The 17,774-nt window shown below is 39.4% G+C and carries 15 protein-coding genes; 10 read left to right on the plus strand and 5 right to left on the minus strand.

Going from position 1 to position 17,774, the window contains the following annotated elements; genetic code table 11:
- Positions 1-181 precede the first annotated feature (181 nt).
- Positions 182-2,341 (plus strand): formate dehydrogenase subunit alpha, encoded by a 2,160-nt coding sequence (gene fdhF / locus A8M50_RS04335; RefSeq protein WP_232604891.1) that lies wholly within the window; start codon positions 182-184, stop codon positions 2,339-2,341.
- A 103-nt stretch (positions 2,342-2,444) separates the two neighbouring features.
- Here the strand turns inward: fdhF and hypA are convergent, their stop codons facing one another.
- From hypA to htrB, 5 genes are all read right to left on the minus strand, one after another.
- The gene (gene hypA, locus A8M50_RS04340) at positions 2,445-2,786 is read right to left on the minus strand and encodes a hydrogenase maturation nickel metallochaperone HypA (RefSeq protein ID WP_005633520.1); all 342 of its coding nucleotides are present in this window, start codon (positions 2,784-2,786) and stop codon (positions 2,445-2,447) included.
- A 94-nt stretch (positions 2,787-2,880) separates the two neighbouring features.
- Positions 2,881-4,095 (minus strand): sodium/glutamate symporter, encoded by a 1,215-nt coding sequence (gene gltS / locus A8M50_RS04345; protein WP_005644663.1) that lies wholly within the window; start codon positions 4,093-4,095, stop codon positions 2,881-2,883.
- 29 nt (positions 4,096-4,124) lie between these two features.
- The gene (parC, locus tag A8M50_RS04350; protein ID WP_005644683.1) at positions 4,125-6,380 is read right to left on the minus strand and encodes a DNA topoisomerase IV subunit A; all 2,256 of its coding nucleotides are present in this window, start codon (positions 6,378-6,380) and stop codon (positions 4,125-4,127) included.
- 67 nt (positions 6,381-6,447) lie between these two features.
- The gene (parE, locus tag A8M50_RS04355; protein ID WP_005644948.1) at positions 6,448-8,346 is read right to left on the minus strand and encodes a DNA topoisomerase IV subunit B; all 1,899 of its coding nucleotides are present in this window, start codon (positions 8,344-8,346) and stop codon (positions 6,448-6,450) included.
- Positions 8,347-8,419: 73 nt separating this feature from the next.
- The gene (gene htrB, locus A8M50_RS04360; RefSeq protein ID WP_005644890.1) at positions 8,420-9,355 is read right to left on the minus strand and encodes a lipid A biosynthesis lauroyl acyltransferase HtrB; all 936 of its coding nucleotides are present in this window, start codon (positions 9,353-9,355) and stop codon (positions 8,420-8,422) included.
- 96 nt (positions 9,356-9,451) lie between these two features.
- Between htrB and hldE the strand changes: the two genes are divergently transcribed.
- The 9 genes from hldE to A8M50_RS04405 all read left to right on the plus strand — a co-directional run bounded on the left by hldE (position 9,452) and on the right by A8M50_RS04405 (position 17,700).
- The gene (hldE, locus tag A8M50_RS04365) at positions 9,452-10,882 is read left to right on the plus strand and encodes a bifunctional D-glycero-beta-D-manno-heptose-7-phosphate kinase/D-glycero-beta-D-manno-heptose 1-phosphate adenylyltransferase HldE (protein ID WP_005644985.1); all 1,431 of its coding nucleotides are present in this window, start codon (positions 9,452-9,454) and stop codon (positions 10,880-10,882) included.
- Between the two features lie 186 nt (positions 10,883-11,068).
- Positions 11,069-11,806: a molybdate ABC transporter substrate-binding protein gene (modA, locus tag A8M50_RS04370; RefSeq protein ID WP_005644652.1), complete on the plus strand. Its 738-nt coding sequence runs from the start codon at positions 11,069-11,071 to the stop codon at positions 11,804-11,806.
- Positions 11,781-12,578, plus strand: coding sequence for an ABC transporter permease (locus tag A8M50_RS04375; protein WP_005644799.1), 798 nt, complete (start codon positions 11,781-11,783; stop codon positions 12,576-12,578). Before modA ends, A8M50_RS04375 begins: the two co-directional genes overlap by 26 nt.
- A gap of 1 nt (position 12,579) precedes the next feature.
- Positions 12,580-13,179, plus strand: coding sequence for an ABC transporter ATP-binding protein (locus A8M50_RS04380; RefSeq protein WP_005645090.1), 600 nt, complete (start codon positions 12,580-12,582; stop codon positions 13,177-13,179).
- 9 nt (positions 13,180-13,188) lie between these two features.
- Positions 13,189-14,034 carry a ModD protein gene (gene modD / locus A8M50_RS04385; protein WP_005644724.1) on the plus strand — a complete coding sequence of 282 codons (846 nt, stop codon included), beginning with the start codon at positions 13,189-13,191 and terminating at the stop codon, positions 14,032-14,034.
- Between the two features lie 67 nt (positions 14,035-14,101).
- A complete protein-coding gene (gene molA, locus A8M50_RS04390) occupies positions 14,102-15,157 on the plus strand; it encodes a molybdate ABC transporter substrate-binding protein MolA (RefSeq protein WP_005644850.1) in 1,056 nt (351 codons plus the stop codon).
- Complete coding sequence (molB, locus tag A8M50_RS04395) at positions 15,144-16,157, plus strand: molybdate ABC transporter permease MolB (protein WP_005644990.1); 1,014 nt, start codon at positions 15,144-15,146, stop codon at positions 16,155-16,157. The genes molA and molB overlap by 14 nt, the downstream gene beginning before the upstream one ends.
- A complete protein-coding gene (locus A8M50_RS04400; RefSeq protein ID WP_005644994.1) occupies positions 16,150-16,911 on the plus strand; it encodes an ABC transporter ATP-binding protein in 762 nt (253 codons plus the stop codon). Before molB ends, A8M50_RS04400 begins: the two co-directional genes overlap by 8 nt.
- Positions 16,912-16,920: 9 nt before the next feature.
- The gene (locus tag A8M50_RS04405; RefSeq protein ID WP_005644770.1) at positions 16,921-17,700 is read left to right on the plus strand and encodes a substrate-binding domain-containing protein; all 780 of its coding nucleotides are present in this window, start codon (positions 16,921-16,923) and stop codon (positions 17,698-17,700) included.
- Positions 17,701-17,774: the final 74 nt, after the last annotated feature.

The following is a 17,774-nucleotide window of genomic DNA, read 5'->3' on the forward strand; positions in this document are numbered from 1 at the left end:
ACCGTTCTATCAAAAGTGCGGTCATTTTTCTTTGAGTTTTCTCAGAATATTAAAAAATTATCTAAAACCTGTTTTATATCAAAAAATCCACAAAATTTATAAGCCTATGTTCTTTATTTAGGCGTATTATACTACCTGGAATGAGTAATTCATTCTGGTTATCTAAAATAAGGACATTACTATGACAATTAAAAAAGTGATTACTGTCTGTCCGTATTGCGCTTCAGGTTGTAAGATCAATCTATTAGTTGAGAACAACAAAATTGTGGGTGCTGAAGGTGCAAACGGTAAAACAAACGAACGGGAGCTTTGCCTGAAAGGATATTATGGCTGGGATTTCGTGCATGACACAAAAATCCTCACTCCTCGCCTAACTCAACCGATGATTCGCTACAAACGTGGCGAGCCGTTCACGCCAGTGAGCTGGGAAGAGGCTATTTCCTATTCTGCAAAACGTTTACAAGAAATTAGAGAAAAATATGGCAACGAGTCAATTATGGTAACGGGTTCTTCTCGTGGACCAGGTAACGAAGTGAATTTCGTTATGCAAAAATTTGCTCGTGCGGTATTAGGCAATAACAACATTGACTGTTGTGCACGTGTCTGACATGGCCCATCTGTAGCAGGTCTGCTCAAATCAGTGGGTAATGGCGCGATGTCCAACTCAATCGTTGAGATTGAAGACACTAAATGCGTGTTTATCTTTGGCTATAATGCCTCAACATCTCACCCTATTGTGGCGCGTCGTATTAACCACGCAAAAGCTAAAGGGGCGAAGGTTATTGTTTGTGACCCTCGTAAAATTGAAACCGCTCGTATTGCTGACATTTATGCGCCACTTGCCAATGGTAGTAACGTCGCATTTTTGAATGCAATGATGAACGTGATTCTTGAAGAAGGATTACAAGATCAAAAATTTATTGATGAACATACCGAAAATTTCGATGCGTTCTATGAAACTGTAAAAGCTTATACACCTGAATCAACTCAACATATCACTGGCGTTGAGCCTGAAATGTTGAGAGAAATTGCCCGCACTTATGCGAAAGCAGAAACAGCGACAATTCTCTGGGGTATGGGGGTATGTCAGTTCCGTCAAGGTGTAGAAACTGTACGTGCGTTGGCCAGTTTAGCAATGCTTACCGGTAACTTAGGTAAACCAAATGTTGGTGTAAACCCTGTGCGTGGTCAGAACAACGTACAAGGCGCATGTGACATGGGGGCTTTATATAATACTTTACCTGGTTATCAAAGCTATGCGGATCCAGAAATCAACGCTAAATTTGCGAAAGCATGGGGTGTACCATCTATTCCAACCAAACCTGGTGTACCATTGAGTGAAGTGCCACATGCAGTGGCAGAAGGTAAACTCAAAGCATTCTATATTATGGGTGAAGATACTTTACAAACTGAACCTGATTTGAATGCAATGAAACAAACCTTTAAAGATCTTGAGTTCATTATTGTTCAAGATATCTTTATGACTCAAACGGCAGCGGAAGCGGATGTGATTTTACCAGCAACATCTTGTGCAGAACACGAAGGTGTTTATAGTGCGGCTGACCGTGGTTTCCAACGTTTCTATAAAGCGGTGGATCCTGTTGGTGATGTGAAAGACGACTGGGAAATCATTAGTCTTATGGCACAAGCTTTGGGTTATCCAATGCATTACAACAATACCAAAGAAATTTGGGATGAGTTGCGTGAGCTTTGCCCAATTTATAAAGGTGCAACTTACGAAAAAATGGAAGGCTTGGGTTATATTCAATGGCCATGTACAGATGAAGGCCCTGAAGATCAAGGCACTACATACTTATATGAAGGTCAAATCTTCGACCGTCCAAATGGTAAAGCTGAATTCTTTGCTTGCGATTGGGAACCACCAATGGAAGAAGTCTCTGAAGAATATCCATTAGTGCTTTCTACCGTGCGTGAAGTCGGTCACTATTCTTGCCGTTCAATGACGGGTAACTGCCGTGCACTTGCTGCGTTGGCTGATGAACCAGGATTTGTTCAAATGAACGACCAAGATGCGAAAGCTTTAGGCATTAAGAATAATGAGCTTGTTTGGATTTCTTCATCTCGTGGTAAAGTTATATCTCGTGCTGATGTAAGTTCTCGTACTAACAAAGGTGCGTGTTATATGACTTACCAATGGTGGATCGGAAAATGTAACGAACTCACCGCTGAACATTTAAATCCAGGATCTCGTACTCCGGAATATAAATACAGCGCAGTGCGTATCGAGAAAATTGAAGATCAACGTTGGGCTGAGCACTATGTTGTAACTGAATATACTAAGCTCAAATCTCGTTTAAAAGAAACCGCACTTGTGGCTTAATTGTAATATTTATGATGATTAGGACAGGCTTTATGCCTGTCCTTTTTTATGTCTAATGAAATATGATATGGGTAAGAATATTTGAAATGTTAAAAAGAGCTGTTTATTCAAAGGCAATTTCTTTAATACGCAATTCATCACCACTTTGTCGTTGCAAGTGTATGCTGCCACAATTTGGACAAGAATCATGATGAGCTTGTATCTCAACTAATTTTTGACACTGCCAACACCAGGCTTGCGCTGCAATAGGAATGAGATGAAGTTTACAGCCTTCAGCAGCTGTACCTTGAAAGGTTATATCAAAACAAAATTCTAATGCGTCAGGTTCTACACAAGAGAGCGCGCCAATTTCCAACCAAAGATCCGTGACTTTTTTTATATCGTGACTTTTACATTGTTGTTCTACTATTTCCAGCATATTTTGACAAAGAGACAATTCGTGCATAGTTTTTCCTTTTGTTTTTCTTCCTTAAAATAAATGCCTTTATCAATTCAAGATAAAGGCATTTCTCTAAAACATTGTCAATTTCAACCGCACTTTACGCGAGCATATTTACAACTGCAAATGAGACTTTTAATAGCGCAGCGTTGATTAAGTCGATAAAGAATGCACCGACCATTGGAACGATTAAAAATGCTTTGTGTGATGGCCCAAAACGACTGGTAATGGCTTGCATATTTGCAACTGCTGTTGGTGTTGCACCTAAACCGAAACCACAGTGACCAGAGCTTAATACAACCGCATCATAATCTTTACCCATTGCGCGATAAGTAACATAGATTGCAAATACCGCCATAAATACAACTTGTACTGCAAGAATGATTAATACATCTACCGCTAAGCCTGCAAGTTCCCAAAGTTTTAATGACATTAAGGCGATAGCTAAGAAGATTGATAAACCCACGCTACCTAATACATCAATAGCCGAATCAGCTACTTGGAAACGGAAGATATTGGTTAAAATATTGCGGATAATTACACCAGTAAATAAACACCATACGAATGTTGGTAATTGGAATGCGGTGCCTTTTGTTTGTGCATCTAAATATTGACCGATAAGCAAACAGATAGACATCATTGCAATAGTTTCAATTAACGAACGTGAAGTAATTTTACGTTTGTAAGTTGGATGTTCAAAAGCCTCTTGAATATCATCTACTTCATCATTTTCAGGATTTTCACCTTGTTTTTGACGATTTAATAAGAAACGTGCAACAGGGCCCCCGATGATACCACCAAAGACTAAACCAAAGGTTGCACATGCCATCGCAATTTCAGTTGCACCTTGCAGATTAAATTGGTGAACGAATGTATCTGCCCATGCAGCACCAGTACCATGACCGCCAGTTAATGTGACAGAACCTGCTAATAAACCGTATGCTGGGTGGATACCTAATGCTAATGAACCTACGACACCAATAACATTTTGGCAAATAATTAGTAAACCAGCGACGAACAAAAATACGATAAGTGGTTTTCCGCCTTTAATTAAACGAGAAAAGTTTGCGCTTAAACCAATGGAAGTGAAGAACACTAACATCATGGTAGTTTGCAAATTCTTATCGAAGTTAAAAGATGTCCCGTCAACTTTATTCCAAATTAAAAGACCAATGGCAACAATAAAACCACCAACAACTGGCTCAGGAATGTTGAATGTTTTTAAGATGCTGATTCGTTTAACTAGAAAAAAGCCCAAAAGCAAGACTAAGCTTGCCAGTGCAAGGGTTTCATACGTGCTAAATGTATAGCTCATAAATTGGATCTCCCCATGTTGTGTTTAAGTTATGTGTTGTGTTGCGGTTCGATTACTACTATTTCAATATTGGTATGTAATCCACGTGGTAATGTCGAACCTTTTCTGCCTCGTTCAGCACGGAACTTCTGCAGATCTTCCGGTTTTAATACAATTTTTCGTTTTCCGGAATGAAATTCAAGACTTGCTTGATCTGAAATGAGCAATAATTTCACTAACAATTCACTGCGCTCTTTTGCATTTGCTGCAGGAATTGTCACTATCTTATTGCCTTTGCCTTTTGATAATGCCGGTAAATCTTTTGCTGGGAAAATCAACATTCTGCCAGCGGATGTCATAGCAACAACAAGTGCGGTGGCATTCGCCAGCGTCTTAGGCTCCATCACTTTGGCATTTTCCGGTAAAGAAATCAAGGCTTTTCCTGCTTTATTGCGTGCAATTAAATCTTCAAATTTACAAATAAAACCATAACCCGCATCAGAAGCCATCAATAATTCTTGCTGTTCACTCGCCATTACGACATATTCAATGGTCGCACCAGAGGGTAAAGTTAGTTTACCTGTGAGGGGTTCACCTTGCGAACGCGCGGAAGGTAATGAAAGCGGATCGAGTGCATAACTCCGCCCTGTACTGTCAATGAATACAACGGCTTGATTACTCTTGCCACAAGCATGAGCTCGATAATTATCACCTGCTTTGTAGCTTAATGATTTAGGATCAATATCGTGTCCTTTTGCACAACGTACCCAGCCCATTTCTGATAAGATGACAGTGACAGGCTCTGCTGGCGTCATGTCACTTTCAGAGATCATTTTAGCTTCTTCTCGTTCGACCAGTTGAGACATACGTGGACTGGCATATTTTTTCGCATCTTCTTGAATTTCTTTTTTGATAAGAGTATTCAAACGGCGTTCTGATCCTAAAATTGCTTCTAAATTTAACCGCTCTTTTTCAAGTTCATCTTGTTCAGCTTTGAGTTGGTTTTCTTCTAATTTCGCTAAATGACGTAAGCGTAAATTTAAAATTGCATCGGCTTGTTCATCGCTTAAATTAAAGCGTGTCATAAGTTCTGCTTTTGGATCATCTTCGTGACGTATAATTTCGATAACCTCATCAATATTTAAAAAGGCTATCATCAAACCTTCTAAAATATGCAAGCGAGAGAGTACTTTATCTAACCGATATTGAAGGCGACGAGTTACGGTTGTACGGCGGAAAGTAAGCCATTCATTTAAGATTTCTAATAAGCCTTTTACCGCAGGTTTATGATCAAGCCCGATCATATTCATATTTACACGGTAGCTTTTTTCAAGATCTGTGGTAGCAAATAAATGTGCCATTAACGCATCAGTATCGACGCGATTTGAGCGAGGAACTAGCACAATTCGAATTGGATTTTCGTGATCGGCTTCATCACGAATATCTTCTAGCATTGGCAGTTTTTTTGCCGTCATTTGTTCGGCTATTTGTGCAATAACTTTGGATGGCGAAGATTGATGTGGAAGCGCAGAGATAATAATCTCACCGTCTTCTTTTTTCCAAGTTGCACGCATTTTTATTGAGCCACGACCTTGCTCATAAATTTTACGAATTTCTGATTTTGGCGAAATAATTTCCGCTTCTGTTGGAAAATCTGGGCCTTGAACAATTTCAAGTACATCGTCTAATCCCGCTTTAGGATTATCTAGCAACATTACTGCCGCATCAGCAATTTCGTTAATATTGTGTGGTGGAATATCTGTGGCCATCCCCACCGCAATACCTGTTGTGCCGTTCAATAAAATATGAGGTAAACGAGCAGGTAAATATTGTGGTTCGGCTAAGGTTCCATCAAAGTTTGGTTGATAATCAACTGTTCCTTGTCCGAGTTCACTCAACAAGATTTCAGAGATTTTAGATAGACGTGATTCCGTATAACGCATAGCCGCGAAGGATTTTGGATCATCTGGCGCCCCCCAGTTACCTTGACCATCTACAAGTGGATAACGATAAGAGAAGGGTTGTGCCATTAACACCATCGCTTCATAACAAGCGCTGTCACCATGTGGATGGAATTTACCGAGTACATCACCGACGGTACGGGCAGATTTTTTGTATTTTGCCGTAGCATTCAAGCCAAGTTCAGACATCGCATATACAATACGGCGTTGAACGGGTTTTAAACCGTCACCGATAAAAGGCAACGCACGATCCATGATGACATACATGGAATAGTTGAGATAAGCCCTTTCGGTGAAGGTACGTAGAGGCATTTGCTCAATGCCTTCATAATTGATATTTGTCATTTTGGTTTCTGTTAATTGAATATATTCTTAATTTATTAAAATTCGGATTTGCTGAGATTAATTTAGTCTAAACAGACAAATCAACCTGATCGCCTTTTGCTTGCAACCAATTTTTACGATCTTCGGAACGTTTTTTCGCTAACAACATATCCATGAGTTCTAATGTATCCGCGCCTTGGTCTTCCTCTAAATCATAAGTTAATTGAACAAGGCGACGAGTATTAGGATCCATTGTTGTTTCACGCAATTGTGATGGGTTCATTTCACCTAAACCTTTAAAACGTTGAACATTCGGTTTGCCTTTTTTATTTTTCAATCGATCTAAAATCGCCTCTTTTTCACTTTCATCTAATGCGTAGAAGACTTCTTTATTTAAGTCAATCCGATAAAGTGGTGGCATTGCGACGTAAACGTGACCGTCTTGTACTAATTTCGGAAAATGGCGTAAGAACAGGGCGCAGAGTAGAGTGGCAATATGCAGACCATCAGAGTCAGCATCCGCGAGAATACATACTTTACCATAGCGAAGTTGTGATAAATCATTGCTGTCAGGATCGATTCCTAGGGCTACGGCGATATCGTGAATTTCTGTTGAACCTAATACTTGATCAGGTGAAACTTCCCATGTATTTAAGATTTTTCCACGTAAAGGCAAAATCGCTTGATATTCGCGATCACGCGCTTGTTTTGCTGAGCCGCCCGCAGAGTCGCCCTCCACTAAAAATAATTCCGTTTTTTCTAAATCCTGTGAGCCACAATCTGCTAATTTTCCTGGTAATGCAGGACCGCTAACGAGTTTTTTTCGTACGACTTTTTTGGCTGCTCGTAATCGGCGTTGTGCAGAACTGATCGCTATTTCTGCTAATTTTTCAGCGTCTTGTACGTTTTGGTTGAGCCATAGACTGAACGCATCTTTTAAAACACCGCTGACAAACACCGCACTTTGGCGTGATGATAAGCGTTCTTTAGTCTGCCCAGCGAATTGCGCATCCTGCATTTTAAGGGAAAGAATGTAAGAACAACGATCCCAAATATCATCAGCGGTAAGTTTTACGCCGCGTGGTAATAGATTTCTAAATTCGCAAAATTCTCGAATGGCATCTAACAAACCTTGGCGTAGGCCATTAACATGCGTTCCGCCTTGAATAGTCGGAATTAAGTTTACGTAGCTTTCGCCAATCAGTTCGCCACCTTCTGGCAACCAAAGTAATGCCCAGCTAACGGCTTCATTTGTTCCTTTAAATTCACCAACGAATGGTTTTTCCGGAAGGGTTTCAAAGCCATTTACCGCTTCGATAAGGTAATCGGAAAGCCCATCTTCATATAACCAAATGTCTTGAGTATTGTTTACTTTATCAATGAATTTGATTTCAAGCCCAGAGCAGAGTACCGCTTTCGCTCTTAATAAATGACGTAGGCGGCTAACGGAAAATTTTGCGCTGTCAAAATATTTTGGATTCGGTTTGAAGTGAACGGTTGTTCCCGTTGTGCGTCTGCCACAAGTCCCAATAACTTCCAATTCTTCTACTTTATTGCCGTTTTCAAAGGCAATTTTATAGACTTCACCATTGCGTTTGACTTGAATATCCACACGTTCAGAAAGCGCATTCACCACAGAAATCCCAACACCGTGTAAACCTCCCGCAAATTCATAATTTTTATTGGAGAATTTACCACCCGCATGCAGTTTAGTCAGGATCACCTCTACGCCGGAAACGCCTTCCGTGGGGTGAATATCCACAGGCATACCGCGACCATTATCTGTGACTTCAATAGATTGATCTGGGTGTAAAATTACTTCAATTTTTGTGGCAAAACCCGCGAGGGCTTCATCCACGCTGTTATCAATAACTTCTTGTGCGAGGTGATTCGGACGAGTGGTGTCTGTATACATACCGGGGCGAATTTGCACCGGCTCGAGATCTTTAAGAACGGTAATTTCTTGAGCTGAATAATTGGTTGTCATGGTTAGATGAGTCGTTAATTTTTTAAATTTGAGAAAATTCTATCAAAAAGTGCGGTGATATTCGACCGCACTTTTAATCGTATAAACTAGGCGTATTTTCATCTGGACGCGTTTTAAAACGGCGATGTAGCCACATGTATATTGTTATGTCCTTCATTATTTCCTTTTCAACGATTTGATTCATTCGCGCAGCAATCGCCGTTTCATCTTGTAAATCCGTAAAATCAACAGGCGCTGAAATGCTCACGGTATAGCCTGAACCATCTTTATTGCGTAATGGCGCAAATGGAATCACTTTACTGTTTTGTGAGGATTTCAATAAATAATAACTACCAGTAGTTGTGCAAGCATCGGGCACCGCAAAAAATGGTACAAAAACGGCATTTTTTCTGCCGTAATCGTGATCAGGCGCATACCAAATGGTTTCTTCGTGACGTAAAGCTTTGATCATTCCGCGCAAATCTTTACGATCAAGCATATCTTTATTGGAGCGTAAACGACCTTGTGTTTGGAGCCAATCAAATGCTGGATCGTCATTTGGGCGGTAAACCCCAATACCAGGATGATGTAAACCAATGATGCGTGCGCCAAGTTCTAGCGTTAAGAAATGAATCCCGACGAGAACAATTCCATCTTTTTGATTTTCTTTTAGATAATGTAAGCCTTCAACTTTTGACCATTTTTTGATACGTGAATCCGACCAAAACCAAGCCATGCCAGTTTCGATAATTGCCATTCCTACTGAACGAAGATTTTCTTGCAAAATCACCTCACGCTCATTTTCAGGCATATCAGGGAAACAAAGTTCAAGATTACGGCGTGCAATGGCAGCTCGACGTTTACCTACTTTTAAATGTGAAAACAGCCAACCGAGACCATTACCAATATGGCGCAAAATAGGATAGGGAAGACATAAAATACTTCGCCAAATTGCCACGCCTAACCAAAAAAGCCAGTATTTTGGGGCTAAAAAGTGCGGTTGAAATTGAGGGAGTTTTTCGTTTTTCATTGTTCTTTCCACCTAAGTTAGGGGCGTAGTTTATCGTAAATTTGAGTTGTGGTAAAATCGCTACAATTTTGGTTATTCAAATAGAGAGATTTTAAAATGGCTCAATATTCAGCAGAATTTAAGCAAGCAAAAGTACTTGTATTAGGCGATGTGATGCTTGATCGTTATTGGTTCGGCACAACGAACCGTATTTCACCAGAAGCACCTGTGCCAGTGGTTCGTGTACAAGAAAATGAAGAGCGCGCGGGTGGTGCTGCAAATGTGGCTATGAATATTGCTTCACTTAATGTACCCGTTCAGTTAATGGGATTGATTGGACAAGATGAGACAGGTTCTGCGCTTTCCCACTTATTAGAAAAACAAAAAATCGATTGTAATTTTGTTGCATTAGAGACCCATCCAACCATTACTAAATTACGTATTTTATCTCGTCATCAACAGCTGCTCCGCCTTGATTTTGAAGAAGATTTCAATAATGTAGATTGCAAGGATTTATTAGCGAAGTTAGAAAGTGCGGTGAAAAATTACGGTGCCTTGATTCTTTCTGATTACGGCAAAGGCACGCTAAAAGATGTTCAGAAAATGATTCAAATTGCACGCAAAGCGAATGTGCCTGTGTTAATCGATCCAAAGGGAACTGATTTTGAACGTTATCGTGGTGCGACATTATTGACACCAAATATGTCTGAATTTGAAGCTGTCGTGGGCAAATGTAATACAGAAGAAGAAATTATTGAGAAGGGTTTAAAATTAATTTCTGATATTGAATTAACCGCACTTTTGGTGACGCGTTCTGAAAAAGGCATGACATTATTACGCCCAAATCAAGAACCCTATCATTTGCCAACCGTTGCAAAAGAAGTGTTTGATGTGACGGGAGCCGGTGACACTGTCATTAGCGTATTAGCAACTGCATTAGCAGATGGACGTTCTTTCGAAGAATCTTGTTACCTAGCCAATGTGGCCGCTGGAATTGTGGTGGGTAAATTGGGGACTTCAACGGTTTCGACTGTGGAACTTGAAAATGCGATTCATGCTCGCCCTGAAACGGGATTTGGCATTATGAGTGAAGCTGAATTAAAAGATGCTGTCGCACAAGCGAAAGCGCGTGGTGAAAAAATTGTGATGACTAATGGCTGTTTCGATATTTTGCATCCAGGGCATGTATCTTATTTAGAAAATGCACGTAAATTGGGCGATCGTCTAATTGTTGCGGTAAACAGCGACGATTCAGTTAAACGATTAAAAGGTGACAGTCGTCCAATTAATAATCTTGAAAACCGTATGGCTGTACTGGCTGGTTTGGCATCAGTGGACTGGTTGGTGCCGTTCACCGAAGACACACCACAACGTTTAATCGGCGAAATTCTACCAGATCTTTTAGTTAAAGGCGGAGATTACAAACCCGAAGAGATTGCTGGAGCAAAAGAAGTTTGGGCAAATGGCGGTGATGTTAAAGTGCTAAACTTTGAAAATGGTTGTTCAACAACAAATGTGATTGAAAAAATTAAATTATTGAAAGATTAGCTGAAAGGTTGGGGAGTCCCAACCTTTTTTGTTGTTTCAAAATTAAGTCAATTAGTGCCATGTCATGAAATTAGAAAAAAAATCGATTAATTTATAAACTAAAGATTGAATAAATCTTTCGAATAATTCATTATACAATTATATATATATCGATTTTCGCTGAAACTCATTTTATAAGGAGAGAAAATGAAAAAATTAGTTGCAGTAACTTCAATGATTTTAACTACATTTTCTGTACAAGCTGCAGACTTGTATTTATATGCTGGGGCAGGACTGAAGGAGCCTGTGGAAAAAATTATTCACCAATATGAACAAGAAACAGGAAATAAAGTAACTGTTGAATATGGTGGTTCTGGGCAGATTCTAGCTCGTTATAACACGGTAAAAAGTGGTGATCTTTTTTTAGCGGGTTCAGAGGATTATGTCACAAAATTACAGAAAACTAATGATGTAAACAATATAGGGACAATAGTATTGCATGTTCCAGTTATGGCTATTCGTAAAGATAAAATTTCAGGGATTGATTCTTTTAAAGCATTAGCTGAAAGCTCATTACGTTTAGGTATTGGTGATAGTAAAGCAATGGCTCTTGGTAAAGGCGCTGAAAAAATGTTTGAGTTGTCAGGATATCAAAAGCAACTTAATGATAAAGTTGTTGTGAAAGCTGCAACGGTAAAACAATTAATGCTATATTTATTAAATGGTGATGTAGATGCGGCTGTAGTAGGTCGTTCAGGTGCTTGGAAAGTTCGAGACAAGGTTGAATTATTACCAAGTCCAAAAGGCACGCCAGAAGAAAAAGTTACTATTGGTCTACTTTCTTCTTCTAAATATCCAAAAGAAGCTCAACAGTTATTTGATTTCTTTAAATCTCCTCAAGGCGTGAAGTATTTTACTGATGAAGGTTTCTTACCGGCTAAATAATTGTCTAAGTTTAAAGTTAGCGCTGATCCCATTATTAATACTATTATTTGTTGTTATGGGATCGGTGCTTTCTTTAATCGCAACATTAGATTTTTATTTTTTTCAACAAATATTATTTAATTCCGAATTGCATTTTGCATTGCTAATGTCATTGGGAACGTCTCTTTTTTCTTTGATATTAGCATTATGTATTGCTATTCCATCTGCATGGCGAATGAGTCAAGTGCGGTTGCCTTTTCAATCATTTTTTGACACTTTGTTTGATTTACCAATGGTTTTGCCACCATTAGTCACAGGACTAAGTTTGCTTCTACTTTTTAGTTCACAAGGGATATTGGCTGAACTGCTTCCTTTTATAAGTAAATGGATTTTTTCCCCTGTAGGGATCATTATTGCTCAGACTTATATTGCGAGTTCGATTTTATTGCGTAGCACTCGCGGTATTTTTTCTTCCTTTGAATCAGGTTATCGATTTGCATCTTATACTCTTGGGTTATCACCGTTTAAGACTTTAATAAAAATAGAGATTCCTATGTGTTGGAAGCCTTTGGTTTGTGCTTCAGTTTTAGCTTGGTCACGCGCAATAGGTGAGTTCGGAGCCACATTAATGTTGGCAGGGGCAACGCGATTTAAAACCGAAACTTTACCTATGGCAGTCTATTTGAATATTTCAAGTGGTGATTTTGAAATCGCTATTGGCGCATCATTATGGCTTTTATTTATATCTACATGTTTGTTGCTAGTTTTACGGGTGATTAATAGGGCTGTTTAGTATGTTAATAGTTCAGAATCTTCAAACTAATATTTTAAAATCTATTTCTTTTTCAATTGAAAAAAGTGAATGCCTTTCTGTTGTTGGTGAATCAGGTAGCGGAAAAACGACTTTATTAAATGCGATTGCTGGTTATATTGATTATTCTGGCTCTATTTTATGGAATAACCAAGTTCTAGAAAATAATCCTCCGTGGAAGAGAAATTTTCGTTATTTGAATCAACGACTTTATTTGTTTCCTCATAAAACGGTACGAGGAAATTTAATACTTGCTAATCCATCAGCATCTGATGCTGAACAACAGATATTATTATCTGAATTAAAAATAGATCATCTTATTAATCGCTATCCTCATCAGTTGTCCGGTGGAGAACAACAGCGTGTAGCTTTAGCAAGAGCACTAATTTATCGTCCTGATTTATTACTTTTAGATGAGCCTTTTTCCTCTTTAGATTGGTCTTCGCGTAAAGATATTTGGAAAGTGTTAAAAAATTTAATTCAAACAAATGAAATTACAACAATTTTAGTAACGCATGAGCCAAAAGAAGCCGAGTATTTTTCAGGTAAGCAGATTCAGTTATATCAGGGTCAATTAATTTAAGGAGTTACGATGATTTATTTTTCCGATAAAGAATTGGATGATTTATTACTTGAGGATATTTATCGTGGTGATTTAACCACTCATGCCCTTGGTATTGAAAATATTCCGGCAAAAATTCTTTTTAAGCGTAAAAATGCAGGTATTGTGGCGGGCGTTTCTGTTGCTGAAAAATTATTAAAAAAACTGGATATTCAACCGCACTTATATGTAAAAGAAGGGGAGTGGGTTGAATCAGGTGCTTTGTTGATCAGTGCGGAAGGAATGTCTGAACAATTACATCAAGCTTGGAAAGTGGTGCAATTGGTGCTTGAATGGTCATGTGGGGTTGCTCAATATACGGCAGAAATGATTACGAATGCCAAAGCGGTTAATCCAAGTGCTATTGTGGCTTGCACGCGTAAAAGTATTCCTAATACGCGTAAACTTGCGACGAATGCTGTATTAGCAGCTGGTGGACATATTCATCGACAAGGCGTTAGCGAAACTCTTTTGGTTTTTACTAATCATCGAAACTTACTTTCTGATCCAAATGATTGGACGAAAATTGTGGATAGATTACGTCAAGAAGCGCCTGAAAATAAAATTACTTTAGAAGCAGATAATTTTGCTCAATTTGAGCAAATATATATGGCCGAACCAGATATTATCCAACTTGATAAATGGTCATTTGAGGATGTGAAAAAGGCTTTAGATCTACTTCAATCAAAACAGAAAGATATTCTGCTTTCTGTCGCTGGAGGAGTAAATAAAAATAATGTATCAGATTACGCCAAATTGGGTATTCGTTTATTTATCACTTCTGCACCTTATTATGCACCGCCAGAAAATATAAAGGTGGTGATTGAAAAGATATGAGTACAGAGTTTATCATTATATAAATATGTGTATAATGATATTTTCTTACTTAAAATAAGGATGTGCTATGAAACTTAAATCATTGTTAATTGCCGGCTTGCTCGGTTCCCTTTCTTTTTCAGCATTAGCTGATCGCATTATTACAGACCAACTCGATCGCAAAGTGACAATTCCCGATCACATTAACCGAGCCGTGGTGTTACAGCACCAAACCTTGAATATTGCCGTGCAGTTGGATGCCACAAAACAGATTGTGGGAGTGCTTTCCAACTGGAAGAAACAACTAGGCAAAAACTATGTTCGCCTTGCGCCGGAGCTGGAAAACATGGCGATGCCGGGCGATTTGAATTCCGTTAATATTGAAAGTCTGTTGGCGTTAAAACCAGATGTGGTGTTTGTGACTAACTATGCACCGCCCGAAATGATCAAGCAAATCAGTGACGTGAATATTCCAGTGGTGGCAATTTCCTTGCGTACCGGTGAAGCGGGTGAGAAAGGCAAACTTAATCCAACCTTAACTGACGAAGATAAAGCTTATAATGACGGCTTAAAACAGGGCATTGAACTGATTGCCGAGGTGTTTGAGAAAAAACAACAAGGCGATGAGTTAGTGAAAGCTGCCTTTTCCAATCGTAAGTTGTTGGCAGATCGCCTAGGCGATGTTCCTGCCGATAAACGCGTGCGCACTTATATGGCAAATCCGGATTTAGGCACTTACGGTTCCGGTAAATATACGGGGCTTATGATGGAACACGCGGGCGCTTATAACGTCGCGGCGGCAACCATTAAAGGTTTCAAACAGGTTTCTCTAGAAAATGTGTTGGAATGGAACCCGGCGGTGATTTTGGTGCAAGATCGTTATCCTGATGTGGTACCACAAATTTTGAATGATCAAGGTTGGGCAAATATTCAGGCGGTAAAAGATAAAAAAGTTTTGTTGATGCCGGAATATGCCAAAGCCTGGGGATACCCGATGCCGGAAGCCTTAGCGTTGGGCGAAGTATGGTTGGCGAAAGCGCTTTATCCACAACGTTTCCAAGATGTGGATTTGGATAAAATGGTGAACGATTATTACCAAAAATTCTACCGCACTTCTTACAAAGCCAACAATGCAGCTAAATAGTTACTCTAAAATTCTCTTTGGCTTAACGCTGTTGCTTGTCATTACCGCCGTGATTTCTTTGGGAATCGGGCGGTATTCTTTGTCTGTACCGCAAATTGGGCAAATTCTGTGGGCAAAAGCGAGCGCACTTGAGATCGATCCAGTGCAGCAACAGGTGATTTTTCAAGTGCGTTTACCTAGAATTTTAACCGCACTTTGCGTGGGTTCAGGTTTGGCATTGAGTGGTGTGGTATTACAAGGCATTTTTCGTAACCCGTTAGTGGATCCGCATATTATCGGCGTGACCTCCGGTTCAGCCTTCGGTGGCACCTTGGCAATTTTCTTTGGATTCAGTTTATACGGCTTATTTGCCAGCACTATTTTATTTGGCTTCGGCACGCTTGCCTTGGTTTTTCTATTTAGCTTCAAATTTAATCAACGCAGCTTGTTGATGCTTATTCTTATCGGCATGATTTTAAGCGGGCTTTTTTCAGCCCTCGTGAGTCTATTGCAATACATTTCCGATACAGAAGAAAAATTGCCAAGCATTGTGTTTTGGTTGATGGGGAGTTTTGCCACCTCTAACTGGGAAAAATTCGCTTTTTTCTTTGCCCCGTTTTTGGCGTGTAGCTCAATTTTACTCGGCTTAAGTTGGCGCTTGAATTTACTGTCTTTAGATGAGAAAGAAGCCAAGGCATTAGGCGTGAAAGTGGCGCCATTACGTTGGTTAGTGATCTTCTTAAGCGGTTCGTTAGTGGCGTGTCAGGTGGCAATTAGCGGCAGTATCGGCTGGGTCGGGCTGATCATTCCTCATCTTAGTCGTATGCTGGTAGGCGCCAATCATCAACGTTTATTGCCTTGCACCATGCTTGTCGGTGCGACTTATATGTTGCTCGTGGACAACGTTGCGCGTTCCCTGTCCGATGCCGAAATTCCAATCAGTATTTTGACCGCACTTATCGGAGCGCCGTTGTTTGGCGTATTGGTATATAAACTAAAGCACGGAGGCATGAATGAATAAAGCGCTCTCCGTGGAAAATCTAGGTTTTTATTACCAAGCGGAAAACTTCCTGTTTCAGCAACTGAATTTTGATTTGAATAAAGGGGATATTCTGGCGATTTTAGGGCAAAACGGTTGCGGAAAAAGCACCTTGTTGGATTTGTTGCTTGGCATTCATCACCCGATTCAGGGCAAGATTGAGGTGTATCAATCCATCAGTTTTGTGCCACAATTCTTTTCTTCGCCTTTTGCTTATTCCGTATTGGATATCGTGTTGATGGGGCGCTCAACCCATATTAATACTTTCGCCAAACCGAAACCGCATGATTATCAAGTCGCCATGCAGGCACTGGATTATTTGAACTTGACCCATTTGGCAAAGCGCGAATTTGCTTCGCTTTCGGGCGGGCAGCGACAACTAATTTTAATTGCGAGAGCCATTGCTTCAGAATGCAAATTGATATTGTTGGATGAGCCAACTTCAGCATTAGATCTTGCAAATCAAGATATCGTGTTGTCTTTACTGATGGATTTAGCACAATCACAGAAAATGACGGTCGCATTCACAACACATCAACCTAATCAAGCTGTAGCGATAGCCAATAAAGCTTTATTGTTAAACAAACAAAATTATCAATTTGGTAAAACAAAGGACATTTTAACTTCAGAAAATTTGACTGCACTTTTTCATTTGCCGATGCTTGAACAACAAGCTCAATATAAAACATCTTTTTTTACGCATTTTGTTCCCTTATATAAAACACTATTAAAGTAAGGAAAACTTATGGAATCAATTACTGTTTTTAGTGCTGGGAGTTTTCAGTATGCCTTGCAAGAATTGTCTGATATTTTTCGACAAATTCATCATGTAGAGATTAAAGCATTTTGTGGCCCTGCCGGAATCTTGCGTCAACAAATTGAGCAAGGGGCGAAATGTGATATTTTTATTAGTGCAAACTCTGAAAATGTATTTCAGTTAGGTGATTCTAAAACAATTTATCAAAAATTAACGATAGCGTTTAATCAATTAGCATTAACTACGTTAAATTTAGAACACTTCCGTCATAAATCCATTTTTGAATTGCTAGTTGATCGCTCTTTACGCCTCGCAACATCAACGCCATCTTGTGATCCTTGTGGAGATTATACTTGGCTGTTATTTGATAAAATTGAGCAATGTTTTCCTGGTGAAGGGGAGGCATTGAAACGACGAGCCTTGAAATTGGTGGGCGGTACATCCTCAAACATAATTCCAAAAGGAAAAATTGCATCTCACTATTTATTGTCAAATGGTTATGCAGATATGATGATTGGTTATTCGCACTATCAAGTAAGGTCAGAATTTGATTTAAGTAAGAGCTATTCATCTATGGATACTGACTTTAACATTGGTATAACGAATCAAGCATTCTTGACCCATATTTTCCCTGTTGAATTTGAGGTAAAAGCTGAATATGTCGTGGCTTTATTAAACAATGTTGAAAGTGCGGTTAAATTTTTTGAATTTTTATGCTCTAATAAAGCTAAAGACATCATTAAGAATCATGGCTTTTTACTAGAATAAACCTTGCATTTGAGCTTATTCATCGCTAGAATGCAGGCTCCTTGTCATCGCTGAGTTAGAGATCGGCGAATGAT

The sequence above is a fragment of the Haemophilus haemolyticus genome (assembly GCF_001679045.1).
GTDB lineage: Bacteria > Pseudomonadota > Gammaproteobacteria > Enterobacterales > Pasteurellaceae > Haemophilus > Haemophilus haemolyticus.